The following is an 18,845-nucleotide window of genomic DNA, read 5'->3' on the forward strand; positions in this document are numbered from 1 at the left end:
TGGCGGCGGCAAATACCGTGAGGCGCAGGCCGGATGCCCTGAGTTTAGAAAAAGGTGGTTTAGCGTTGGCGATGGTGGCGCAAATGTCGGTCGCCGGCCCAAGCGTGCGATTATTTTCGCCCGGCCTTCACATACCATCGCTGCTGCGGGGATGACGCTACCCGGAAATGTAAGGACAGGGGTAGTAGAGTTGGAGGGTATTAAGGCAAAATTGCCCGGCAGATTATTCAGCCCATTCTTCGTCAGCCATCTCTGCAAAACGGCTCTGATCTTTACCGGATTTTTGTTTAAAAATACGTTCCAGCAACGGTGACATGGCACCGGTAAGGTCTTGCTGTAACTCGGCAATGATTTCTTCAATGTCGGGACCGCCTTTAACAATGACCGGATGAGCGCCCAATTTGATTAATTCATTGGTGGCTGTGCCACCAACCGAGCCGCAATAAACCATATCGCAGCCGGTTAACCAGGCCAGCTTAGGCTTTAATTTCTCTTCATTCCCGTCACGCTGTTCCTTACCAAACGACTTAGCCGCCAAAGGCGTCGCGGAACTGCCGTCTATAGCGTAGACATGAAATCCCAAGGATGAACCGAAATGCTGATTGATCATTTCCCCATCGGAACTGGCAAAAGCCACGATCAGCTTATTCGCATCGACTTCAAGCTCCGCGACACTGTTTACATCGGCAAGTTGATTCATATGACACTCCGTAATGAATATTTGGGCCAAAGGACGACTAAGGCTAGGTTTTAAAACTGATGGTCTTGGGTGTTGTTAATCCGTGCCTTACTTAAATCCGGCGCTTAAATACCGTTCGACCAGAGCCTGTCGAAGGGCACACCAGCCGTGGGTTTTTACGAGCTCGGTACAAACCGCGCTACTTTCGTTGTCGGTATTCCGCAACCAGCTCTTTAATCTTCAGTCGCATAATGTCTTTCAGCATTTCTATTTTTCGGTCATGTTCCTGATGGGCAATATCGTAAATTTGTTTTCTGAGAGTTTCGTTACTATCCTCGGGTAGGCTCAAAGCCCATTCAGAAAAAAAGGCATCGTAGCTGTCTATCGTTTTGATCAACTCAAACCTGAGCTTTTCTCGGTCTTGCCTCGGGATAGCCTTTAGCGCTGCATCGATAACCGCATCAAGATCCGATTTTTGTTGTTGGTTGGGAACGGGAAACGGGATGATTTCAGACATAGGCACCGTAAAATGATGAGCAACCGGACATAGCATTGATTTGTGCACGGCTTGCTTAATTCATATTTCGCGCCAATTCCTAAGAGATTGATTAATAAATGAAAAATGCTGTGGGTATCTGTTGTGTTTGTAACAAACAAAACCCTTTTGAACCGCAGATGTTTGAATGGCAGCAGTTGCGCTTAATCAACTACCGCAATCCGACTTGAAATGTTAGCGCTATAGCAGGTGTAAATGGCGGAAGTTGCTCGGTCAGAATTAAGCGGGTAAAACCGATCGGTTGCGGACTATCGGTTGATCTGATTCAATGGCCGTAATTTGATGTTTTACCAGTCATACCTACTAAGTTCCGATGATATACAGAACTATCTAATCACTAGTTAGCACAATAGGGAAAATATGAGAGACGTAGGCTTAATGGGAGAAAGTACTTTCACTCTTTGGTGTGCTGATGCTGGACTTATTTCAAATGGTTCAAAAATAGATAAAACAGAATGGGATTTTTTTGTTGAATTTCCCTTCAACTCGGAACTTGAAAGAAATCCTATTGAGCTTCATAAAGCTGCGTTTGAATGCAAAGTTCAAGTCAAAGCAACTGATAAGCAAGAAAGAAAGCTTCCTATAAAATTATCAAACTTAAGGCGATTAATCACAGCTCAAATGCCTGCATTCTTTGTTTTCATTGAGTTTGATGGTGCTGATTCCGCAAAAAGAGCTTTTATTGTTCATGTTGATAATGAATTAATTTCTAAAGTACTTAGAAATCTGCACAAAATTGAACAAAGTGATGTTGAAAATAATTTTAATAAAAGAACAATGACCATTCACTATGGTAAAGAGCATGAGATGTCTGTGCTTAATGGAAGCTGTCTTAAGGGTATTTTAAACAATTATATTGGTACAAATTTATCAAAGTATGTATCAAATAAAATGACACATCTTAAGTCTACTGGCTTTGAAGATGGTTTTGCACAAATACACTTTACAGTAGAAGGTGAAGATAATTTGAAGCAACTTATAGATGTTTCCTTGGGCATTGAAAATGATGTGGGATTATCTACATTTAAAGGAACTCATACTCGATTTGGTATCGTTTCTAAAAAGCCATTTATAGCGAACACTGGTGGTCGACTAGAAATGCCGAATCTTGAACCAAATGGGGAAGTTTTAGTTAGTTTTAAAGAAAGTAAGCTATCTCCTGGAGTATCATTTAAATCGAAATATTTTAGCTCGCCATTTAATATTTTGGTTCCTGATGAACTAAAAAAAATTAGAATTGAAGGTGACTTTTTTGATTTGGCCTTAAACCCATATACTGGTTCTGCAAATTATTCATTTTCCCTAGGAGAAGGAGTTAGACTAGAAGTAAAAAAATTTAGAGATGCGTTAAAACTCCTTAATTTATTGAACTCCTCAGGAAAAAATATTTTTGCTGAATTAGTTTTTGAAGGAGGGGGAAGTATAGAATTCAAAGTAGGTTGTACAGATGCACGGTTCGATTTTTCAAAAGAGCTAAAAACCATTGAATGTGCTGTAAAATTGCTTTCGGATTTTGAGGTATCAGAAGTTGTGGATATATCATTTTCTGAAATATATCAATATGAAAAAGAAATATGTCAAATGGCAAGTTTGATAAATGCTTCACCTAACCTTTTTAGGGTTGAATTTAATGTAGACGGTGAGGGCTTTGATCCCAACAAAAATGTTGCAAATATTTTTCTAATGACAACTCCAATAGGAAGTCATACCTTTGGTTTAATTATCGTTTTAACAGGTACGGTGAAAGTTTTGGACAATGAACGCTACGAGCTGTTAACAAATAATGCTTCAATTGAAAAACGGTTGATTTCAAGAAGAGATAATTCTATCAAAAACGAAGACTTATTATCTGAAATAGAAATTGTAGAAGAAAGATACGATGCCGATTATTCCGTTGTTACTATGTTTGACAAAAAGTGCTAACACCCAAATCACTTGATTTAAACCGGCCATTCAGAGATCAACCTCAAAGGTCTGAAATTAGACGAAATTTGCCCATCAAGCCACTCCAGAACGCCTACCGAAAAATCAGGTTCGCGATAGGTTTAAAGACAATTCACAAAGATCCGAAACAGCAGCATCAGGCTTCAAAGCCCATCTCGAAGGAAGAGAAGCCCGACTCGTCGCCGTATATCAACGACAGGCCGGACGGGTCAGGAGTTTTGCTTTGTTTGGCCGAGTAGGCGTCCAGGATTGGCGTGATGTGGCGTACCGATCTGGGTGTGGTGTAAACCAGGAAGGCCGTGTCGTCGTCGGACCAGCCGCCGAACATCGCCATGCCCTCGGGGCCGTTTCGCGCCACGTAGGCGGCTCGGAAAGCGCCTAACAGCACGTAGATTTCACCGGATTCGTATTCCTGGCGGGACAGGGTGATGCGGTGCCAACTCATGGTTTTTGCCATTTCATGCCTTCCGTCACTAAATCAACTTAATTGACCTAAATCGTCTTGCTGCTTGATTTTGCTCAGCCCCAAGAATCTTAACATCGGAAGGCAATACAGACCATACAGGTGCCCACCGGGATGGATAATCCCGGTGCCAAGAAAATTACGAAATGTAATTAAACAACGACAGATTTTGCACCTTGGTAAAGGCTTGCTGCGCGGCTTGCAGCGATATTTGTTGCAGATTGAATTTGCTCAAAGCTTCGGCATAGTCCAGGTCGCCGATGTCCGAGGCGGTGGATTTGTTGTCCAGAATGTAGTCGGCGTTTAAATTTTCCTGGTCGTCCAATGCGTTCAGGCGGGCGCCGGCCGAGGCGCGTATCGTATCGAAGCGCACCAGAGCGGTATCGATGTCGTTCAGGGAGTTCTTGTTGGGAGTGTTGGCTTTTAAATCGGCGGATATTTGCGCGACTGCTTGAAACACGTTGCTGATGCTGCCCGCTGTCAGCGGCGCGACTTGAATGCTGCCGAATACCGACTCGCCGGGGTCGCCGTCGGTCACTTGCCGGCTGGGGCCTATCGCGATACTACGTTGGTTGGCGTCACCCTGATAGGCGTAAGCCGGGGTGTCGGTAAATGCGGCCTGGTCAGTTTTGTATCCGGAATAAATATACTCGCCGTTGGCATTTTTGGTGTTGGCGATGCTTAGTAATTGCTTGTTCAGCTCGTCGATTTCCATCGCGATTTGTTTGCGGTTGGTGGCGGTGTTACTGTCGTTCAAGCCTTGTACGGTCAATTCCCTGATTCTATGCAACACGCTGCCGGCATTATCCAGACCGGATTCTTCCAGGTCGAGCCTTTGCCGCGCCGCGCCGATGTTGACTTGGTATTGCTCATTTTCCTTAATGTTGTGATTCAGGTCGATCATACTGGTGGCGGCGACCGCATTTTCGGCCGGGCTCAGGTATTTCTTGCCGGACGATAGTTTTAGCTGAGTCTCGCTGAGTTTGGATTGTTGATCCAACATCGCGTTAAGGCCGAGCTGATGATTCCATGAAGTTGAAATGCGCATAATAATCTCCTAGCGAAATGCCCCGATCAGCGTGTCGAACAGTGAGTTAGCCACCGACACGGCTTTGGCTGCTGCCTGATACGAATTTTGAAAATTGATGAGATTGGCCGCTTCTTCATCCAAGTTGACGCCGGATACGTTTTCCTTGGCGCTGGTGGCTTGCTTTAGCAGGGTTTCCTGCGCGGTGCGACCCACCGAGGCGGCATGCGTTTGCGAACCCACATCCGAGATCATTTGCCCATACACTTGGGTAAAGCTGGCTTTACCTCCGAACATTTTTGCTTGGGTTTCCAGGTTAGCCAATTTCAGCGCATTGCTGTTGTCGCCGGGCAGGCCGGTGGCGCTGGCGGCAGCAATTTGTCTGGGATTGGTGATGGCCGCGTTCACTTTGATTTTGGCGGCGGCATTAAAGTTGGGGCTGATCTGGAAGGAATCTCCGCTGGTCAACGAGCCGCCGCTAAAACTGATACTAAAACCGTTAGTGGCGGCGGTGGTCGCCAGAGTAGCGGCGCTTAAGCCTGTGGTAGTGGTATTGTCGCTTAAATTGGTCAGGCTGAAAGTGGCCGCCGGCACCGTTGCGGTCACATCAAGCCGGTAAGCGGCGCCCAAGCCGGATGCTGATGTTGGGGCAACAAATGCGCTGGAAACCACCAAGGTGCTGTCGCTGACGGTGGCTTTCACTTGCGGAGTCGGCGAATTCAAATCAAAAAACGCCACATTGGTGTTGCCGTTGATGTCGTAGCCGGCTTTATGAATATTGTTAAATTCCGTAGCCAAACCGGTTGCCAGCAAACCCAGCTGTTGTTGCGCGGGGTCCAGTACTTGATCTCTAAAGCGCAAATTGCCGGAGATTTCGCCGCCGGATAACTGTTTTGAAATATCCTGGCCATTCAGCATGATCAGCTTTTGATTGACGTCGTTACTGTCGCCTACTACCGATAGCGTCGAAGCCGCACTGCCCAAGACCAGTGGTTGGCCCTTGCCGATAAACACGTTGTAAGAGCCGTCGGCTTGGGCGACATAGGAAACATCGGCTTTTTCGGCAATTTTAGTCAGCAATAGATCGCGCTGATCCATCAACTCGTTGGGCATTTGCTTGCCGGACGAGCGGCCGATGTCCGACACGATTTTCACATTCAATTCGGCCAGGGTTTTGGCAAAGCCGTTTAGCTCTTGTACCGAGCTGGTGATGTTATCGTTGACACGCTTACGCAAGTCGCCGAAGCGGGTGCTCATGGTGTTGAACTGCTGCGTTAGGGATTCGGCTTCGGTCAGCATTACCTGGCGGGCGGCCACCGAGCTGGGATCGTTGGCAACGCTGTCGATCGCATCGAAAAAGCTTTTCATGGCCGGCGCCAGACCAGTGGTTTCGTCGGCGGTGATATTGTCGATTTGCGAGGACAAGGTGTAAAAACTGTCTATATCGTGAAACGTCGCGGTGCTGGAGCGGACCTGATTGCTGATGAACTGGTCGTAGCTGCGGGTGATATTAGCAACCTCGACGCCGTTACCCATATAGCCGTTGCCGGTAAATTGCTCGGGACGTGTAGCCAGTTCGACGCGCTGCCGGCTGTAGCCTTCGGTGTTGGCGTTGCTGATGTTGTTGCTGGTGGTTTCCAGCGAGCGTTGGAACGCCGTCAGCCCCGACAATGCGTTTCCGAGAATGCCAATGGCCATGGTCGCCTCCTATCCCGCGCTTTTTAGAGCTGCTACCTGGGCCGCGGTTTGGCTGTGGTAGATGGTCATGACTTTTTCGGCATACCGCGGATCGGTGGCATAACCGGCTTGTTGCAGCTCGTGTAAATAGTGTCCGGCGTTGCCGGCTTTTTTCAAAGCTTCGCTGTAACGCGGATTGGTTTTGATAAAGTTCACGTAATCGTCGAAGCTCTCTTTATAGGAATCGTAAGCCCGGAAGCCGGCCATTTCTTTTTTGGCGACACCCCCGGCATATTCCAGCGTCATAGTTTTGGCTTGTTTGCCTTGCCAGGACCTGTCGGCCTTGATATTGAACAAGTTAAAGCTGTTGTCGCCCTGGGGATTTTTCACCATGCCTTGGCCCCAGCCGGTTTCTAATGCCGCTTGAGCCAGCAAGACATTGGGATCTACTCCCAGGCTGCGCGCGGCTTGTTCGGCATGCGGACGCAATTGGTTAACGAACTCGTCTCTGGAGGTTAGCGGCCGATCATTTTCGCTGCTGACTTTGTCATCCAGGGTTTGCCATTGGTCGGCTAGCGCATTCTGGCTACGTTCCAAGCGGGCCAAACTCCGTTCCAGGCTGCTCAAGCCGGAGGCATCCAGCGGCAGGGATTCTTCGCTTTCCTCGCCGGCTCGCAACGACTGATGATGGTCGGGGGTGCTGCTGGCGCCGGTGCCGGCCGCGCGATTCAAGAAATCGCCAGTGGACAGTTGTTTGTCTTGTTCTTCGTCTTTGTTTTGTTTGGGCGACAATTGTTGGGCAATTAAATCCGCAAAACCGATGCCGGGTTTGCCGGCCAGGTGCACGGACATTTGTTGGTCGTACATGTCTTGATAAAACTGGGTTTGTTGGCTATCCAAAATGCCTTCGGACAATTTAGCCTGACGCATATTTTTCATGATCATGCCTAAAAATACCGACTCGAATTGTTTGGCGACTTCCTTGATCGCCTCGGGCGATTGCTCGCGGGCGCCTTGTTTAAGTTTCGCCAGGCCGTTGAAGTCGGTATAAACCGAAGCGCTGTCTACGTTTAACATGGGAATCTCCAAAAAATCATGCAATTGGCGGCTGTGTTACGTTGTTTAAATCACGATCAGCTCGGCTCTGAGCGCGCCGGCGGATTTCAATGCTTCCAAAATCGCCACCAAGTCGCTGGGGCCTGCGCCGACGCCATTTACCGCTTGGACGATCTCGTCCAGCGATACGCCGGGGTTGAAGACAAACATGTGGTTTTTGTCTTCTTTGACCGAGACATTGGATTGCGGTGTGACTACGGTACTGCCGCCGGATAAGGGGTTGGGTTGGTTGACCTGTTGGTTTTCGCTGATCGTCACCGTCAGGCTGCCATGAGAAACGGCGGCTGGTTGTACTCTGACTTTGCTGTTGATAATCACGGTGCCGGTGCGGGAGTTGACGATCACTTTGGCCGGCGCATCGTCGGGAGCCAATTCCAGGTTTTCGATAACCGAGGCAAAGCCGACCCGTTGGTTGGGGTTAACCGGCGCTCTGACGCTGACCGAAGTGGCGTCGACGGCTTGCGCGGTGTCGGCGCCTAAAGCCTTGTTGATCGAGTCCGCCATGCGCTGCGCGGTGGTGAAATCGGACGAGTTCAAATTAAACACCAAGTCAGCGCTTTGATCGAATGAACTGGGTACGATGCGTTCCACCGTGGCGCCGTTGGGCACCCGGCCCACCAGCGGATTGTTGACTGTAATTTTTGAGCCGTCCTGGCCGCCGGCGCTAAGGCCGCCTACCACTAAATTCCCTTGTGCCACCGCATACACATTGCCGTCGGCACCGCGTAAGGGGCTCATCAACAGCGAGCCGCCGCGCAAACTTTTGGCATCGCCTATCGACGACACCGTGACGTCAATTTTTTGACCGGGTTTGGCGAAAGCGGGCAGGTCGGCGTGAATGCTGACCAATGCGACGTTTTTGGCTTTGGGATCGGTATCCGGCGGCAAGGTCAGGCCCAGTTTGCCCATCATGCTGCGCAGGCTTTGGCCGGTAAATTTGGTTTTGTCGCCGGTTTTATCCAGGCCTGTGACTAGGCCATAGCCTACTAATTGGTTGGTGCGCACGCCGGCGATGGCGGCGATGTCTTTGATGCGTTCCGCTTGCGCGGTATTTGCCAAGAGCAGCAAGGCGATTGAAAAGAGTATTTTGTTCATCAGATTTCTCCGTCAGCCTCGGCTAGAAAGGAAACAAGGGGCTGGAAAGAATTCGCGAGATCCAGCCGGGCTTGCTGCTGTCGGCCAAGGCGCCGTCGCCGGTGTACATAATTGTGGCGTCGGCCACTTTGCTGGAGGCCAGGGTGTTGGCGACGTTGATGTCGATAGGCCTTACGATGCCGGACAGGCGGATATATTCGCTGCCGTCGTTCAGCGTCACACGTTTTTCGCCGCGCACGCGCAGATTGCCGTTGGGCAACACGTCGACCACGGTCACGCTCATGCTGCCGGTCAACCGGTTACTTTGCCGGGAGTCGCCTTTGCCTTCGCTGCTGCGGTCGGTACTGTATTCGAGCGATGAGGCCAGGTCATGTCCAAGCAAAGCCTCGCTGGCGACGCCGAATAGAGTTGGGGCGGAGCCTTTGATATTGATGTCAGAGTTTTTACTGGCCTTGGAATTGGCTTGCTTGGTGGCGTTGGTGTTCTCGTCGAAGGTTACCGTCAAAATATCGCCGACCCGGCGCGCGGCATGATCTTCGAATAAACGCATGTCGTAGCCGGCCTGGTAAATCGCGCCGTTGCTTTGTTGGGGCGGACGCAGATCGGCGGGTTGTACCGGGGCGAAGTCGGGGTCGCGTTTTGGCAAGGTATCGCAGCCTGCCAGCAAGGCGATTGCCGCTACCAGCAAAATTTTGCCGCCTGCTTGCCGTGTGATGAATGTATTCATGAGCTTTGTCCTGAATTAAAGTTGTTGCGTGACAAAGGACAACATCTGGTCGGTGGTGGAAATGGCTTTGGAGTTCATCTCATAAGCACGCTGGGTTTCTATCATGTTGACCAGCTCTTCCACGACGTTGACGTTTGAGGTTTCCAAGGAACCTTGAATAATGGTGCCAAGTTCGTTTTCGCCGGGCGCGCCGATAATCGGCGCACCGCTGGCGACAGTTTCCCGGAACAGGTTATCGCCAATCGGCTCCAAGCCGGCGGTATTGATGAAGTCGGCAATTTGAATTTGGCCTACTTGATTGGCCGCCGCGGCGCCGGGTTGGGTGACCGATACCGTGCCGTCCTGGCCGATGGTGACGCTTAGCGCGTCTTGCGGAATGGTGATGGCCGGTTCCAGAGGCATGCCGTTGGAAGTGACCACTTGGCCGGTGGAATCCATTTTGAACGAGCCGTCACGGGTGTAGTTGATGTCGCCGTTGGGCATTAAAATCTGCATAAACCCGCGTCCGCTGACCGCTATATCCAGCGAGTTGCCGGTTTGTAGAATATTGCCTTGGGTGTGCAGTTTTTCGGTCGCTACCGTGCGCACCCCGGTGCCGAGCTGTAAGCCGGTGGGTAATTGGGTGTTTTGGGTAGACTGTGCGCCGGCTTGACGGACGTTTTGATACATCAAGTCGGCGAAAATCGGTCTGGCTTTCTTGAAGCCGGTGGTGTTGACGTTGGCCAGGTTATTGGAAATAACCGCCATGCGGGTTTGTTGGGCATCCAAACCGGATTTTGCGACCCATAATGCTCGTTCTGTCATGACAATCTCCTAATCTGACAATTTTTTGTCTTATCAGGAGTAATGCAGAAACTATGCCACTTGCATCAGTTTGGCGCTGGCGCCTGATGTGTCATCGATGTTTTTCATGACTTTGGATTGCAATTCGAAGTTCCGAGACAGCTCTATCATTTCCACCATCGCCGCCAAAGCATTGACGTTACTGGATTCCAGCGAGCCTTGAATCAGCGTGACAGTGGCGTCGGCCGGTATGGCGCCGGCTTGCTTGGCGTGCATCAAGCCGTCTTCGCGTTTTTCCAGATTGGCCGGATCGGGGTTGACCAGCTTGATCCGTTCAACAATCACGCTATTGGTGGCATTGACGCCTTGCGGGACGATGGAGATGGTGCCGTCGGTGCCGATTTCCAGTTTTTGGGCGGGCGGAACCGTGATCGCTTCGCCGCCTTCGCCAAGCACCGAGAGTCCTGCGCCGTTTTGCAGTAAGCCTTCCGGGGTGAGGCGCAAATCGCCGGCTCGGGTATAGGCCTCCTGGCCCTCGGCATTACGCACCGCGATCCAGCCTTGGCCGTTGATGGCGACATCCAGGTCGCGGCCGGTGGTGTGGATACTGCCGCTGGCCATGTTGGTGCCCGGGCGTTCGGTCATCGAATACACCCGTGAGGGATAACCGGGACCGAAAGCCGGCATCGCGCGAAATTGCTCGAAATCGGCCTTGAAGCCGGTGGTTTGGGCGTTGGCCAGATTATTGGCGTTGGCGCCTTGCGCCAGCAAGGTCTGCTTGGCGCCGTTCATCGCAATGTATAGGCTACGGTCCATGGTTATTCCCCATTAATTACCGAATCTGCAGTATGGTTTGCATAATGCTGTTTTCAGTGGTGATGGTTTGCGCATTGGCCTGGTAATGCTGTTGGGCTACGATCAGGTTGACCAGTTGCGCGGATAACTCGACATTCGAGCTTTCCAACGCGCCGGCCTGAATCAAGCCGAAGTTATTCGCGCCGGCCTCACCGGGAATCGGTTCCCCGGAGTTGGCGCTTTGTCCCCAAGCGGTGTCACCGATTTTGGCCAAGCCGTTGGTATTGGCGAAGCGGGTCAATGCCACTTTACCCATGGTCTGTGAGCCGCCGTTACTGAAGCGGGCAAATATCACCCCTTCGTCGTCAATATCAATGCCCGTCAAGCGTCCGGCCGGTAAGCCGTTTTGCGTCATCGTATTCACGCTGAATTTTTCCTGAACCTGGGTGGAGCCGAAGAAGTCCATGGTGCCTACCTTCACAGGGGCCGCGCCGGTCGCCGGCAGTATGGTGTAATCACTCAAGGCGAAGCGTCCGGACACCGGGGATTGTAATTTGCCGGAGGAATCAAAAGTCATCACGGCCGGCGTCGGCAAAGTGGTGGTCGTGGCCGGGGCGGCGACCGCCGTGCCATAGGTGCCGGCATTGATGGAGGTTCGGGCGTTTGGGGTGGCTGGCTCGGCCATAAAATGATACACACTCCAATTCGTAGTGGAGGCTGTCGAGGCGCCTTTCACATAATAGGTGGAAAGAATATGCGGCGACCCCAGCGAATCGTAAACAGTCACCGAGGTTTGCGAGTTGTAGGAGTTATTGTTGGTTGGGTCGAACGGAGTTACGCTGGGAACGGTTTCGTTGGCGTTGAGATTTACCGCCAGAGAGACAGTGTCGGTGGCGCTGGGTAAACCGGTGAGGGTATTGATCTGCACCGGTTGCGTCACCCCGGTGCTGAAGCCGTCGGAGACTGCAGTGCCGTTGGGTTTATAAACCATCAGTGATTTGCCTTGGTTGTTAACCAGATAGCCGTCCTTGTCCAGTTTGAATTCGCCGGACCGGGTATAAGTGATGTCATTGGTTTCTGTTGGGCTTTTGGCCATGGTAAAGAAGCCTTCGCCGCTGATCGCCAAATCCAGATTGTTGTCGGTGAACGACAAGCTGCCTTGGTTGAATTGTTGGGCGACGTTGGCAACTCTGACGCCGGCGCCGGCCGTGGTGTTGCTGACTCCCCCCAGACTGGAGGCGTAAACGTCGGCAAATTCCGACCGCGACTTTTTAAAGCCTACGGTGTTGGCGTTGGCAATGTTGTTGCCGGTCACCGCCAGATTGTTGGATGCGGCGTTTAAGCCGCTTAATGCTGTTGTAAAAGCCATGATGCCTTCTCCTTCACAAGATTTGTTTAATTTGACTGAATTTTACGGTGCCGACGCCGTCCAGATTGACTTGCAGGCCGTTGCTGCCGCTGCCCATCGTCACGCTTTTCACTAGCGATTTAATATTGGTGGCTAATACCGTATTGACGCCGTCAATTTTGGCTTCCGCTTGAATTTTGTAGACGCCGGGGTCGGCAAATTGTTTATTGCTGTCTTTGCCGTCCCATTCGAAGGTGGTAGTGCCCGCCGACTGTGCGCCCATATCGATTTCTCTGATGATGGCGCCGGTTTGCGGGTCTATGATTTTCACGCTGACATTCGGCGAACTGCTGGGCATTTCGAAATCGCCCGAGACGCTGCCGCCGGCACCCAGCAAAGCTTCCTTGGAGGGTGCCGAAACATGGCGGCCAACCAAGCCGGCTGCTTGCAGGGCTTGGTCTGAGCTGAGCGAGCTGGCAAACTCTTTGAACGAAGCCTGTAGATCTTGAATACCCGATACGGTGCTGAATTGCGCCATCTGGCCAAGAAATTCGCCGTTGTCCATGGGCTTCATCGGGTCTTGATGCGTCATTTGCGTGGTCAGCAGTTTCAGAAACTGGTCTTGCCCCAAGCTTTGTTTTTTTACGCCGCTTGATGTGTCGGAGCTGGTAGTGGCCAAGCCGAGACTTTTAAAGGTGTCTATTGCGCTGGTCATAAATGCCTCACTGTCCCATTTTCAGGGTTTGCAAAATCAGGTTTTTAGCCGTATTCAACACCTCTACATTGTTTTCGTAGGAGCGGGAAGCGGACATCATATTGGCCATTTCTTCCACGGTGTTGACGTTGGATTTATAGATGTAGCCGGTCGCGTCCGCCAACGGATGATTGGGGGCATATTCCATCACCGGCGGCGCTTGGTTTTCGACGACGCCCAGCACGTTGACGCCGCTGGCGGTGCTGTTCTTGTCCATTGCATTTTTCAGTTCGGCGGCAAACACCGGTTGACGGGATTTGTAGACCTGGTCGATGCTGCTGCTGACGCTGTTGGCGTTGGAAATATTGCTGGCGACCAGATTGAGTCTCAGGTTTTGCGCGTTCATACCGCTGCCGGCGACATCGAAGATGCGAAATGCAGACATGGTTATTCTCCTTTAATGGCCGACATCAGGCCGGAAAACTTGTTGTTGATAAACCGTAAGCTGGCTTCGTACTGCACGGCGTTTTCTGCGTATTTGGCTTGTTCGATGTGCGATTCGACGGTATTGCCGTCCAGCGAGGCTTGTTGCGGATTGCGGTACAGCAGGTCTGCGCCGAGTACATTATTCTGGCTAGACAGATGGCCTTGCTGGCTGCGTTTCAGCTCTGATCCTGCCCCGGCCAGGGTTTGTTGAAACACCGACTTGAAGTCCAGATCGCGGGCTTTGTAATCGGGCGTGTCGGCGTTGGCCAGGTTTGATGCCAGAATTTCGCTGCGCTTTTCGCGCAACGCTAATGCTTGCGGATGAATGCCTAAGGCACTGTCGAAATTAATAGCCATAATTGCCACCTTTGGGTTTTTTAAACTTTAAAGCAGTATATGTGCCATAAAATAAATGTGCTGTTATTTCATTTGTGTAGCGGATTTTAGGGATGGCGAGAGTGTCAAAAAACAGTGCTTCGGGCGGGGCGGCAAAATGCTGCCGCTGTGTTAAGTCGTCAATAAACTGACGAGCGACTTAACCGATTTTTTTGAAGTAGCTGGTTAAGCCGGAACGAACCAATTCAAAGCTGTTTAAGCCTGTCGGCATCGCTTCGGTACTGCTGAGGAACAGATAGCCGCCGGGTTCCAGGCTGTCAGCCATGCGGGAGAGGATGTCGCGTTTAACTTGATCGGAGAAATAGATCAGGACGTTGCGACAGAAGATCAGGTCAAAACGGCCCAAGGCAGTGAACGATTTGAGCAGGTTGAATTGTTGAAAACGCACGAGTTGGCTGACTTCCGGGCTAAGTAAGTAGCCGTCGTAATTTTTGTGGAAATACCGGGCTTTTGCCGCGCTATCCAGGCCGCGAGATAGTGCGGCTTCCGAATAAACCGCTCGCTTGGCTTCTTCGAGGATAGCTTCCGAGATGTCCGTGCCGATAATTTGCACGGAGCGGGATTTGCTGGAGGCTCTGATGGCTTCCAGGGCGCAGATGCCTATCGAGTAGGGTTCTTGGCCGGATGAGCAGGCGGCGGACCAAACTCTTACGTTGCCGTTTTTGCTGTTTAACAAGCCGGGTAAGACCTTGTCTTTGAGTTCGACGAATTGCCGTTCGTCGCGAAACCAGAACGTTTCATTGGTGGTCATCGCGTCGATGACGGCGCTTTTGATTTTTTGCGCGGAAAATGACGCGGATTGCAGGCTGTTGGCTAGCTCAGCGAAACTTGTGAATTCAAATTTGCCCATCAAGGGCAATAATCGGCTTTTTACCAGGTATTGTTTGCTGTCACCCAACTCGATGCCGCAGCTCTGGCTGAGGAATTGTTGTATGGTTTGGTACTCCGCGGCGGAAATGTCGATAATTTTACCCGCCGGACTACCCGGTTCAGCCTGGTTCAACATGTCTAAGCTTTGCGGCTGGACGGCGTCTCGAGTATCGGTCAGGAATGGGCTGCATGATAAAGTTTGAGCTGATGCTGAATGGAATTCATCAACGAGTCTGGGTCAAATTTGGCCAGAAATTCGTTAGCGCCGACTTTTTGGACCATTGATGTGTTAAACACGCCGCTTAATGAAGTATGCAAAATCAAATAGATTTTTTTCATGTTGGGGTCGGCCTTGATTTTGGTAGCTAGGGTATAGCCGTCCATGCGCGGCATTTCTACATCGGAGATGATCATCGAGTATTTGTCCTGAATATCGATGCCGTCGGCCACCAGCGCGTTTAAATGATCCCAGGCTTCTTGGCCGTCTTTTAGCAGCGTACATTCGATGCCGATTTGCTGGCAGACCCGTTTAACCTGGTTCCTGGCCACCGATGAATCGTCCACTACCAAGATATGATCGTTTTTGCTGGTTACTTCCATGTCGATGATTTCTGCAGAAGCTTCTTCGCGGCCGCCGATGACTTCTTTCATCACTTTTTCGACGTCAATCACCTCTATCAGCTCACCGTCGATTTCAGTCACTGCAGTTAGATAGCTTTCTTTGCCGGTGCCGGTAGGTGGGGCTTTTACTTGTTCCCAACCGATATTAATGATCCGGTCTACCGAGCCGACCAGAAAGCCTTGAATGGAACGGTTGTATTCGGTGACGATGACGTAGCAGCCGGCGTCGCGGACCAAGGGTCTCATGCCGATAGCCATCGACAAATCGAGTACGGGAATGGTTTTACCGCGCAGGTGGGCCACGCCGCAAATCACCGAATGTGAATTGGGAATTTGCGTTAAGGGCGGGCATTGAATCACTTCCTGAACTTTGAAAACATTAATCCCAAAGCGTTGTTTACTAACAAGTTTAAACAACAAGAGTTCGAATCTGTTGTGCCCCGCTAGTTTGGTGCGCTGATCGACTCCGTCTAAGACTCCGGCCATAAAACCCCCTGAAATATACTGCTTGCAATTATAGACACTTTACTTTTTTTTACTTTATAAAATTACTGGTATGTTTCGTGCTGTATTCTTGCAAAAGTCAAAAAAATGGCGACTGCAATGAAGATCAAAAATTTGAGAGTGATTTGGCTGTTGGTCTGCGAAACAGCGTTAGCGGGGCCGATGCAGTCGGTGCCGTTAATCCAGGATGCGGTTAACCAATACATCAGCACCAATCTTGCTCCAGGCGGCAAGTACGAAATAGGCGGAGCGCAAATTGATCCGCGTTTGCAATTGCCGCAGTGCGAACAACCATTACAAGTATTTACCCAATCCGGCGAAATAAAGCCTGGCAGGAATACGGTGGGGGTGCGATGCCAAGGCGAAAGAGGCTGGACGATTTACAGCATGGTATCGGTAAGGTCGTTTAAAGACGTACTGGTCCTGAATCGTTCATTACAGCGCAATGATGTGATTCGTGCCGAGTATTTGACTACGGAAACTCGCGATATTGGCTTGTTGCAACAGGGTTATCTGACTGAGTTGGATGATGTCGTTGATAAGCAGGCGGTACGTAATATTCCCGCCGGCAGTGTGTTGAGTAAGCTGCACGTTACCGAGTTGACGTTGGTCAAGCGGGGCGAGCGGGTGAATATTCAATCGGGCAAGGCCGGAGTGCTGATTAGCGCGGTCGGCACGGCGATGGCGGATGGCGCAAAAGGTCAGAAAATCAATGTAAAAAACTTGTCTTCGCAACGGGTAATCCAGGCCACCGTGGTGGATTCCGGTCAGGTATCGGTTTATTTTTGATAAAGCGTTAAAGGAATTTATGATGATGCCGCTAAATGCTACAGATAAAACTAATTTAGGAATACCGTCATGGCTATCGACCCTATCACCAGCAAATCTGTTAGCACACCGCTACCGGCAAAACCAGCGGTTAAGGACTCGGCCGAACTTAAAGAGAAGCCCGTCAGCGGCGCCTCCACGGACACAGTCAACATCACAGCGACCGCTCTGGACATTAAATCGGCAACTGCTGCAAGCGCTACCGCCCCCGTGGTGAACGAAGACCGTGTGGCGGCCATAAAAGCCGCTTTGCAGGACGGCAGCTATCAAGTCAACGCCGAGCGCGTTGCCGAGAAAATGTTGCAATTTGAAGGTCAACTAACCAATAGCACATGACGTCATGATAGAGAAAACTTATCAAATCACCGAAAAACTATTAAATAACGGTTTAAAAGCAACGCAAAGTTTGCACGAGCTGCTGAACGCCGAAGCCGCAAACCTGAAACAAAAAACCGATGCGGATGCCATATCGGCAATCGCTACCCACAAAAAAGATCTGGTTGCCCAGCTTGAGCAATTCACCAAGCAACTTGGGCAGGTACTCGCCACCGAGCAACTGGTGGTGAGTAACGATGGCATGAAAGCCTATCTGGTCAAAGCTAAATCCGCCGGTATCAATATTTCCGAATCCTGGAATTATTGGAATCACATCGTTAGGCTCTCTCAAACCTGTCGCACAATTAACGAACAAAACGGTGCCAGCATTGCGTTATTGAGTCGACATACGCAAAGATCACTGCAAATCTTAAGAGGCAAGTCGCCGTTAGCTGCTACCTATGGGCCTGATGGCGTCACCCGCAACGAGCTGTTTTCGCATACATTAATTTCGGTGTAGACTGAGCGACGAATAACCAGATAGGTCGCTCATATGCTGCGAAAACTCAAGCATTTATTTTCAAAACCGTTGCCGACGGAGCCCGCTCACGATGACGATGACGAGCTATTGAGTTTTGAGAACCCCAACTTTATTACCGAATCTGACAAGATTGCCAAATTACTGGGGGAAATTGAAAATAGTTCGCCGCTATGTACCGTTCAGGTTGAGGGCGAGGACTTTAGTTCTTCAATATTGGCAGTCAAACTGGATAAAAAGGTCATTATCCTCGACGAGCTGATGCCCAAACACGGTAACGATTTTCTGTTGCTTAATCGCTCGCTGAAACTCTCTACCTTTCATAAGGGTATCCATTTATCGTTTAATCTGGCGGGAATCGAAGTCGGTCATTCAAGGGGAATCAATTACTACAAAGCCCCGTTCCCTGATCGCGTGTTTTATCCCCAGCGGCGGCGCACTCCGCGTCTGGAAATTAGCAGTATCGATATTCCGTTTTCCGGCGTTGTGCAGCGCACGGGTATTTCGGTTGGAGGTAGTCTGTTCGATTTATCCAGAGGCGGAGCGGGGATTACCGTTCCCGTTAATAGGGCGCGGGTTCAGCGCGGCGATACCGTCAAAAACTGCCAAATCACCTTTGAAGATTATGTTATGGATTTTGATCTGTCCGTACGCTTTGTAAAGCCGGTATCGGCGGCATCAGCCAAAGTGCAAATCGGCGGATTATTCGAAAATCTGTCTGCAAAAAGCCAATCCAAGCTGTCCTATTTCATCACTTCACTTGAGCGCGTGGAGATTAGAAAACAGAAAGCCTAGCCTTCTGGCCTGTGGTAAAATCACCCTCCAAGGTCCCGGTAGCTCAGCAGGATAGAGCGGTCCCCTCCTAAGGGACAGGTCGGACGTTCGAATCGTCTCCGGGACGCCATAACAGCCGTTACGAACTGCTTTTGGCTGACCAAAGCTCTCGCAATCGTTGCATCAAACGCCGGTTTAAAGTCTGGACATGAGGCATAGTTTTTTGCAAATCCAACTCCCATGTGCGCTCAACGCTGATGGCGTTTTGAAATAGTTTTCCCGTGCGAGCTTATTTTTCTGCGCATCCGCTATCTTCATTATGAGTCTTGTAGCGGCCATGATTCATGCCAGTTTGGCACGCTGATGAACTTCAATAGTCGGTCTTACAGGGTGGTAGCCCAGCTAGCAAAGCATCGTTCGTTAAAGGCTTTAATCAAAACTTAATATTTTGTTAATAAAGGATTAAGTTGCCGGCTGTAGAATCTCGGCATACCCAATTTCTAATTGCAGTTTTTAGTCTTGAACAACCGATTTGTCCGACAGGTGCACGACCTCTCATAGAGGTGAAGGGCGTTTCTGTCTTAACAATGGATTGTGGCGCATTATATT

Annotated in this window: 21 protein-coding genes and 1 tRNA gene; 6 read left to right on the forward strand and 16 right to left on the reverse strand. The window is 50.3% G+C overall.

Annotated elements, in window-relative coordinates; translation table 11 throughout:
• Positions 1-223 precede the first annotated feature (223 nt).
• Together ACWAU0_RS11225 and ACWAU0_RS11230 are read right to left on the reverse strand one after the other, a co-directional pair.
• Positions 224-700, reverse strand: coding sequence for a NifB/NifX family molybdenum-iron cluster-binding protein (locus tag ACWAU0_RS11225; protein WP_101052424.1), 477 nt, complete (start codon positions 698-700; stop codon positions 224-226).
• A gap of 178 nt (positions 701-878) precedes the next feature.
• Complete coding sequence (locus ACWAU0_RS11230; RefSeq protein ID WP_240348097.1) at positions 879-1,196, reverse strand: hypothetical protein; 318 nt, start codon at positions 1,194-1,196, stop codon at positions 879-881.
• A 399-nt stretch (positions 1,197-1,595) separates the two neighbouring features.
• Here ACWAU0_RS11230 and ACWAU0_RS11235 point away from each other — a divergent pair, with 399 nt between their 5' ends.
• Positions 1,596-3,158 (forward strand): hypothetical protein, encoded by a 1,563-nt coding sequence (locus ACWAU0_RS11235; protein ID WP_458139169.1) that lies wholly within the window; start codon positions 1,596-1,598, stop codon positions 3,156-3,158.
• Positions 3,159-3,315: 157 nt separating this feature from the next.
• Here the strand turns inward: ACWAU0_RS11235 and ACWAU0_RS11240 are convergent, their stop codons facing one another.
• The 14 genes from ACWAU0_RS11240 to ACWAU0_RS11305 form a co-directional block, all read right to left on the reverse strand.
• Positions 3,316-3,624, reverse strand: coding sequence for a hypothetical protein (locus ACWAU0_RS11240; RefSeq protein ID WP_523070790.1), 309 nt, complete (start codon positions 3,622-3,624; stop codon positions 3,316-3,318).
• A 157-nt stretch (positions 3,625-3,781) separates the two neighbouring features.
• Entirely contained in the window at positions 3,782-4,690 is a 909-nt protein-coding gene (flgL, locus tag ACWAU0_RS11245; protein WP_445367994.1) for a flagellar hook-associated protein FlgL, read from the reverse strand.
• Positions 4,691-4,699: 9 nt separating this feature from the next.
• A complete protein-coding gene (flgK, locus tag ACWAU0_RS11250) occupies positions 4,700-6,367 on the reverse strand; it encodes a flagellar hook-associated protein FlgK (RefSeq protein WP_458139171.1) in 1,668 nt (555 codons plus the stop codon).
• Between the two features lie 9 nt (positions 6,368-6,376).
• Positions 6,377-7,423: a flagellar assembly peptidoglycan hydrolase FlgJ gene (gene flgJ, locus ACWAU0_RS11255; RefSeq protein ID WP_458139172.1), complete on the reverse strand. Its 1,047-nt coding sequence runs from the start codon at positions 7,421-7,423 to the stop codon at positions 6,377-6,379.
• A gap of 45 nt (positions 7,424-7,468) precedes the next feature.
• Complete coding sequence (locus tag ACWAU0_RS11260) at positions 7,469-8,557, reverse strand: flagellar basal body P-ring protein FlgI (RefSeq protein ID WP_458139173.1); 1,089 nt, start codon at positions 8,555-8,557, stop codon at positions 7,469-7,471.
• A gap of 22 nt (positions 8,558-8,579) precedes the next feature.
• Entirely contained in the window at positions 8,580-9,284 is a 705-nt protein-coding gene (flgH, locus tag ACWAU0_RS11265) for a flagellar basal body L-ring protein FlgH (protein WP_051670499.1), read from the reverse strand.
• 15 nt (positions 9,285-9,299) lie between these two features.
• Positions 9,300-10,088 (reverse strand): flagellar basal-body rod protein FlgG, encoded by a 789-nt coding sequence (gene flgG, locus ACWAU0_RS11270; RefSeq protein WP_458139174.1) that lies wholly within the window; start codon positions 10,086-10,088, stop codon positions 9,300-9,302.
• 51 nt (positions 10,089-10,139) lie between these two features.
• A complete protein-coding gene (gene flgF / locus ACWAU0_RS11275; protein WP_033159263.1) occupies positions 10,140-10,883 on the reverse strand; it encodes a flagellar basal-body rod protein FlgF in 744 nt (247 codons plus the stop codon).
• A 16-nt stretch (positions 10,884-10,899) separates the two neighbouring features.
• Positions 10,900-12,231, reverse strand: a complete 1,332-nt coding sequence (flgE, locus tag ACWAU0_RS11280) for a flagellar hook protein FlgE (RefSeq protein WP_033159264.1) — start codon at positions 12,229-12,231, stop codon at positions 10,900-10,902.
• Positions 12,232-12,244: 13 nt separating this feature from the next.
• Complete coding sequence (locus ACWAU0_RS11285) at positions 12,245-12,925, reverse strand: flagellar hook assembly protein FlgD (protein WP_033159265.1); 681 nt, start codon at positions 12,923-12,925, stop codon at positions 12,245-12,247.
• A gap of 7 nt (positions 12,926-12,932) precedes the next feature.
• The gene (gene flgC / locus ACWAU0_RS11290) at positions 12,933-13,349 is read right to left on the reverse strand and encodes a flagellar basal body rod protein FlgC (protein ID WP_033159266.1); all 417 of its coding nucleotides are present in this window, start codon (positions 13,347-13,349) and stop codon (positions 12,933-12,935) included.
• A 2-nt stretch (positions 13,350-13,351) separates the two neighbouring features.
• Complete coding sequence (flgB, locus tag ACWAU0_RS11295; protein ID WP_033159267.1) at positions 13,352-13,747, reverse strand: flagellar basal body rod protein FlgB; 396 nt, start codon at positions 13,745-13,747, stop codon at positions 13,352-13,354.
• Between the two features lie 178 nt (positions 13,748-13,925).
• Positions 13,926-14,792, reverse strand: a complete 867-nt coding sequence (locus ACWAU0_RS11300; protein WP_051670501.1) for a CheR family methyltransferase — start codon at positions 14,790-14,792, stop codon at positions 13,926-13,928.
• A gap of 38 nt (positions 14,793-14,830) precedes the next feature.
• Complete coding sequence (locus tag ACWAU0_RS11305) at positions 14,831-15,763, reverse strand: chemotaxis protein CheV (RefSeq protein WP_020483236.1); 933 nt, start codon at positions 15,761-15,763, stop codon at positions 14,831-14,833.
• Between the two features lie 117 nt (positions 15,764-15,880).
• On the opposite strand from ACWAU0_RS11305, the gene flgA reads away from it, so the two are divergent.
• From flgA to ACWAU0_RS11330, 5 genes are all read left to right on the forward strand, one after another.
• Positions 15,881-16,570: a flagellar basal body P-ring formation chaperone FlgA gene (gene flgA, locus ACWAU0_RS11310; protein ID WP_033159268.1), complete on the forward strand. Its 690-nt coding sequence runs from the start codon at positions 15,881-15,883 to the stop codon at positions 16,568-16,570.
• Between the two features lie 69 nt (positions 16,571-16,639).
• Positions 16,640-16,945, forward strand: a complete 306-nt coding sequence (gene flgM / locus ACWAU0_RS11315; RefSeq protein ID WP_033159269.1) for a flagellar biosynthesis anti-sigma factor FlgM — start codon at positions 16,640-16,642, stop codon at positions 16,943-16,945.
• Positions 16,946-16,949: 4 nt separating this feature from the next.
• Positions 16,950-17,444, forward strand: coding sequence for a flagellar protein FlgN (locus tag ACWAU0_RS11320; protein WP_033159270.1), 495 nt, complete (start codon positions 16,950-16,952; stop codon positions 17,442-17,444).
• A 33-nt stretch (positions 17,445-17,477) separates the two neighbouring features.
• Positions 17,478-18,257 (forward strand): flagellar brake protein, encoded by a 780-nt coding sequence (locus ACWAU0_RS11325; protein ID WP_033159271.1) that lies wholly within the window; start codon positions 17,478-17,480, stop codon positions 18,255-18,257.
• A gap of 32 nt (positions 18,258-18,289) precedes the next feature.
• Positions 18,290-18,366 (forward strand) — tRNA-Arg (locus ACWAU0_RS11330).
• The last annotated feature ends 479 nt before the right edge of the window (positions 18,367-18,845 follow it).

Source organism: Methylomonas sp. Uni0009 (assembly GCF_054188105.3).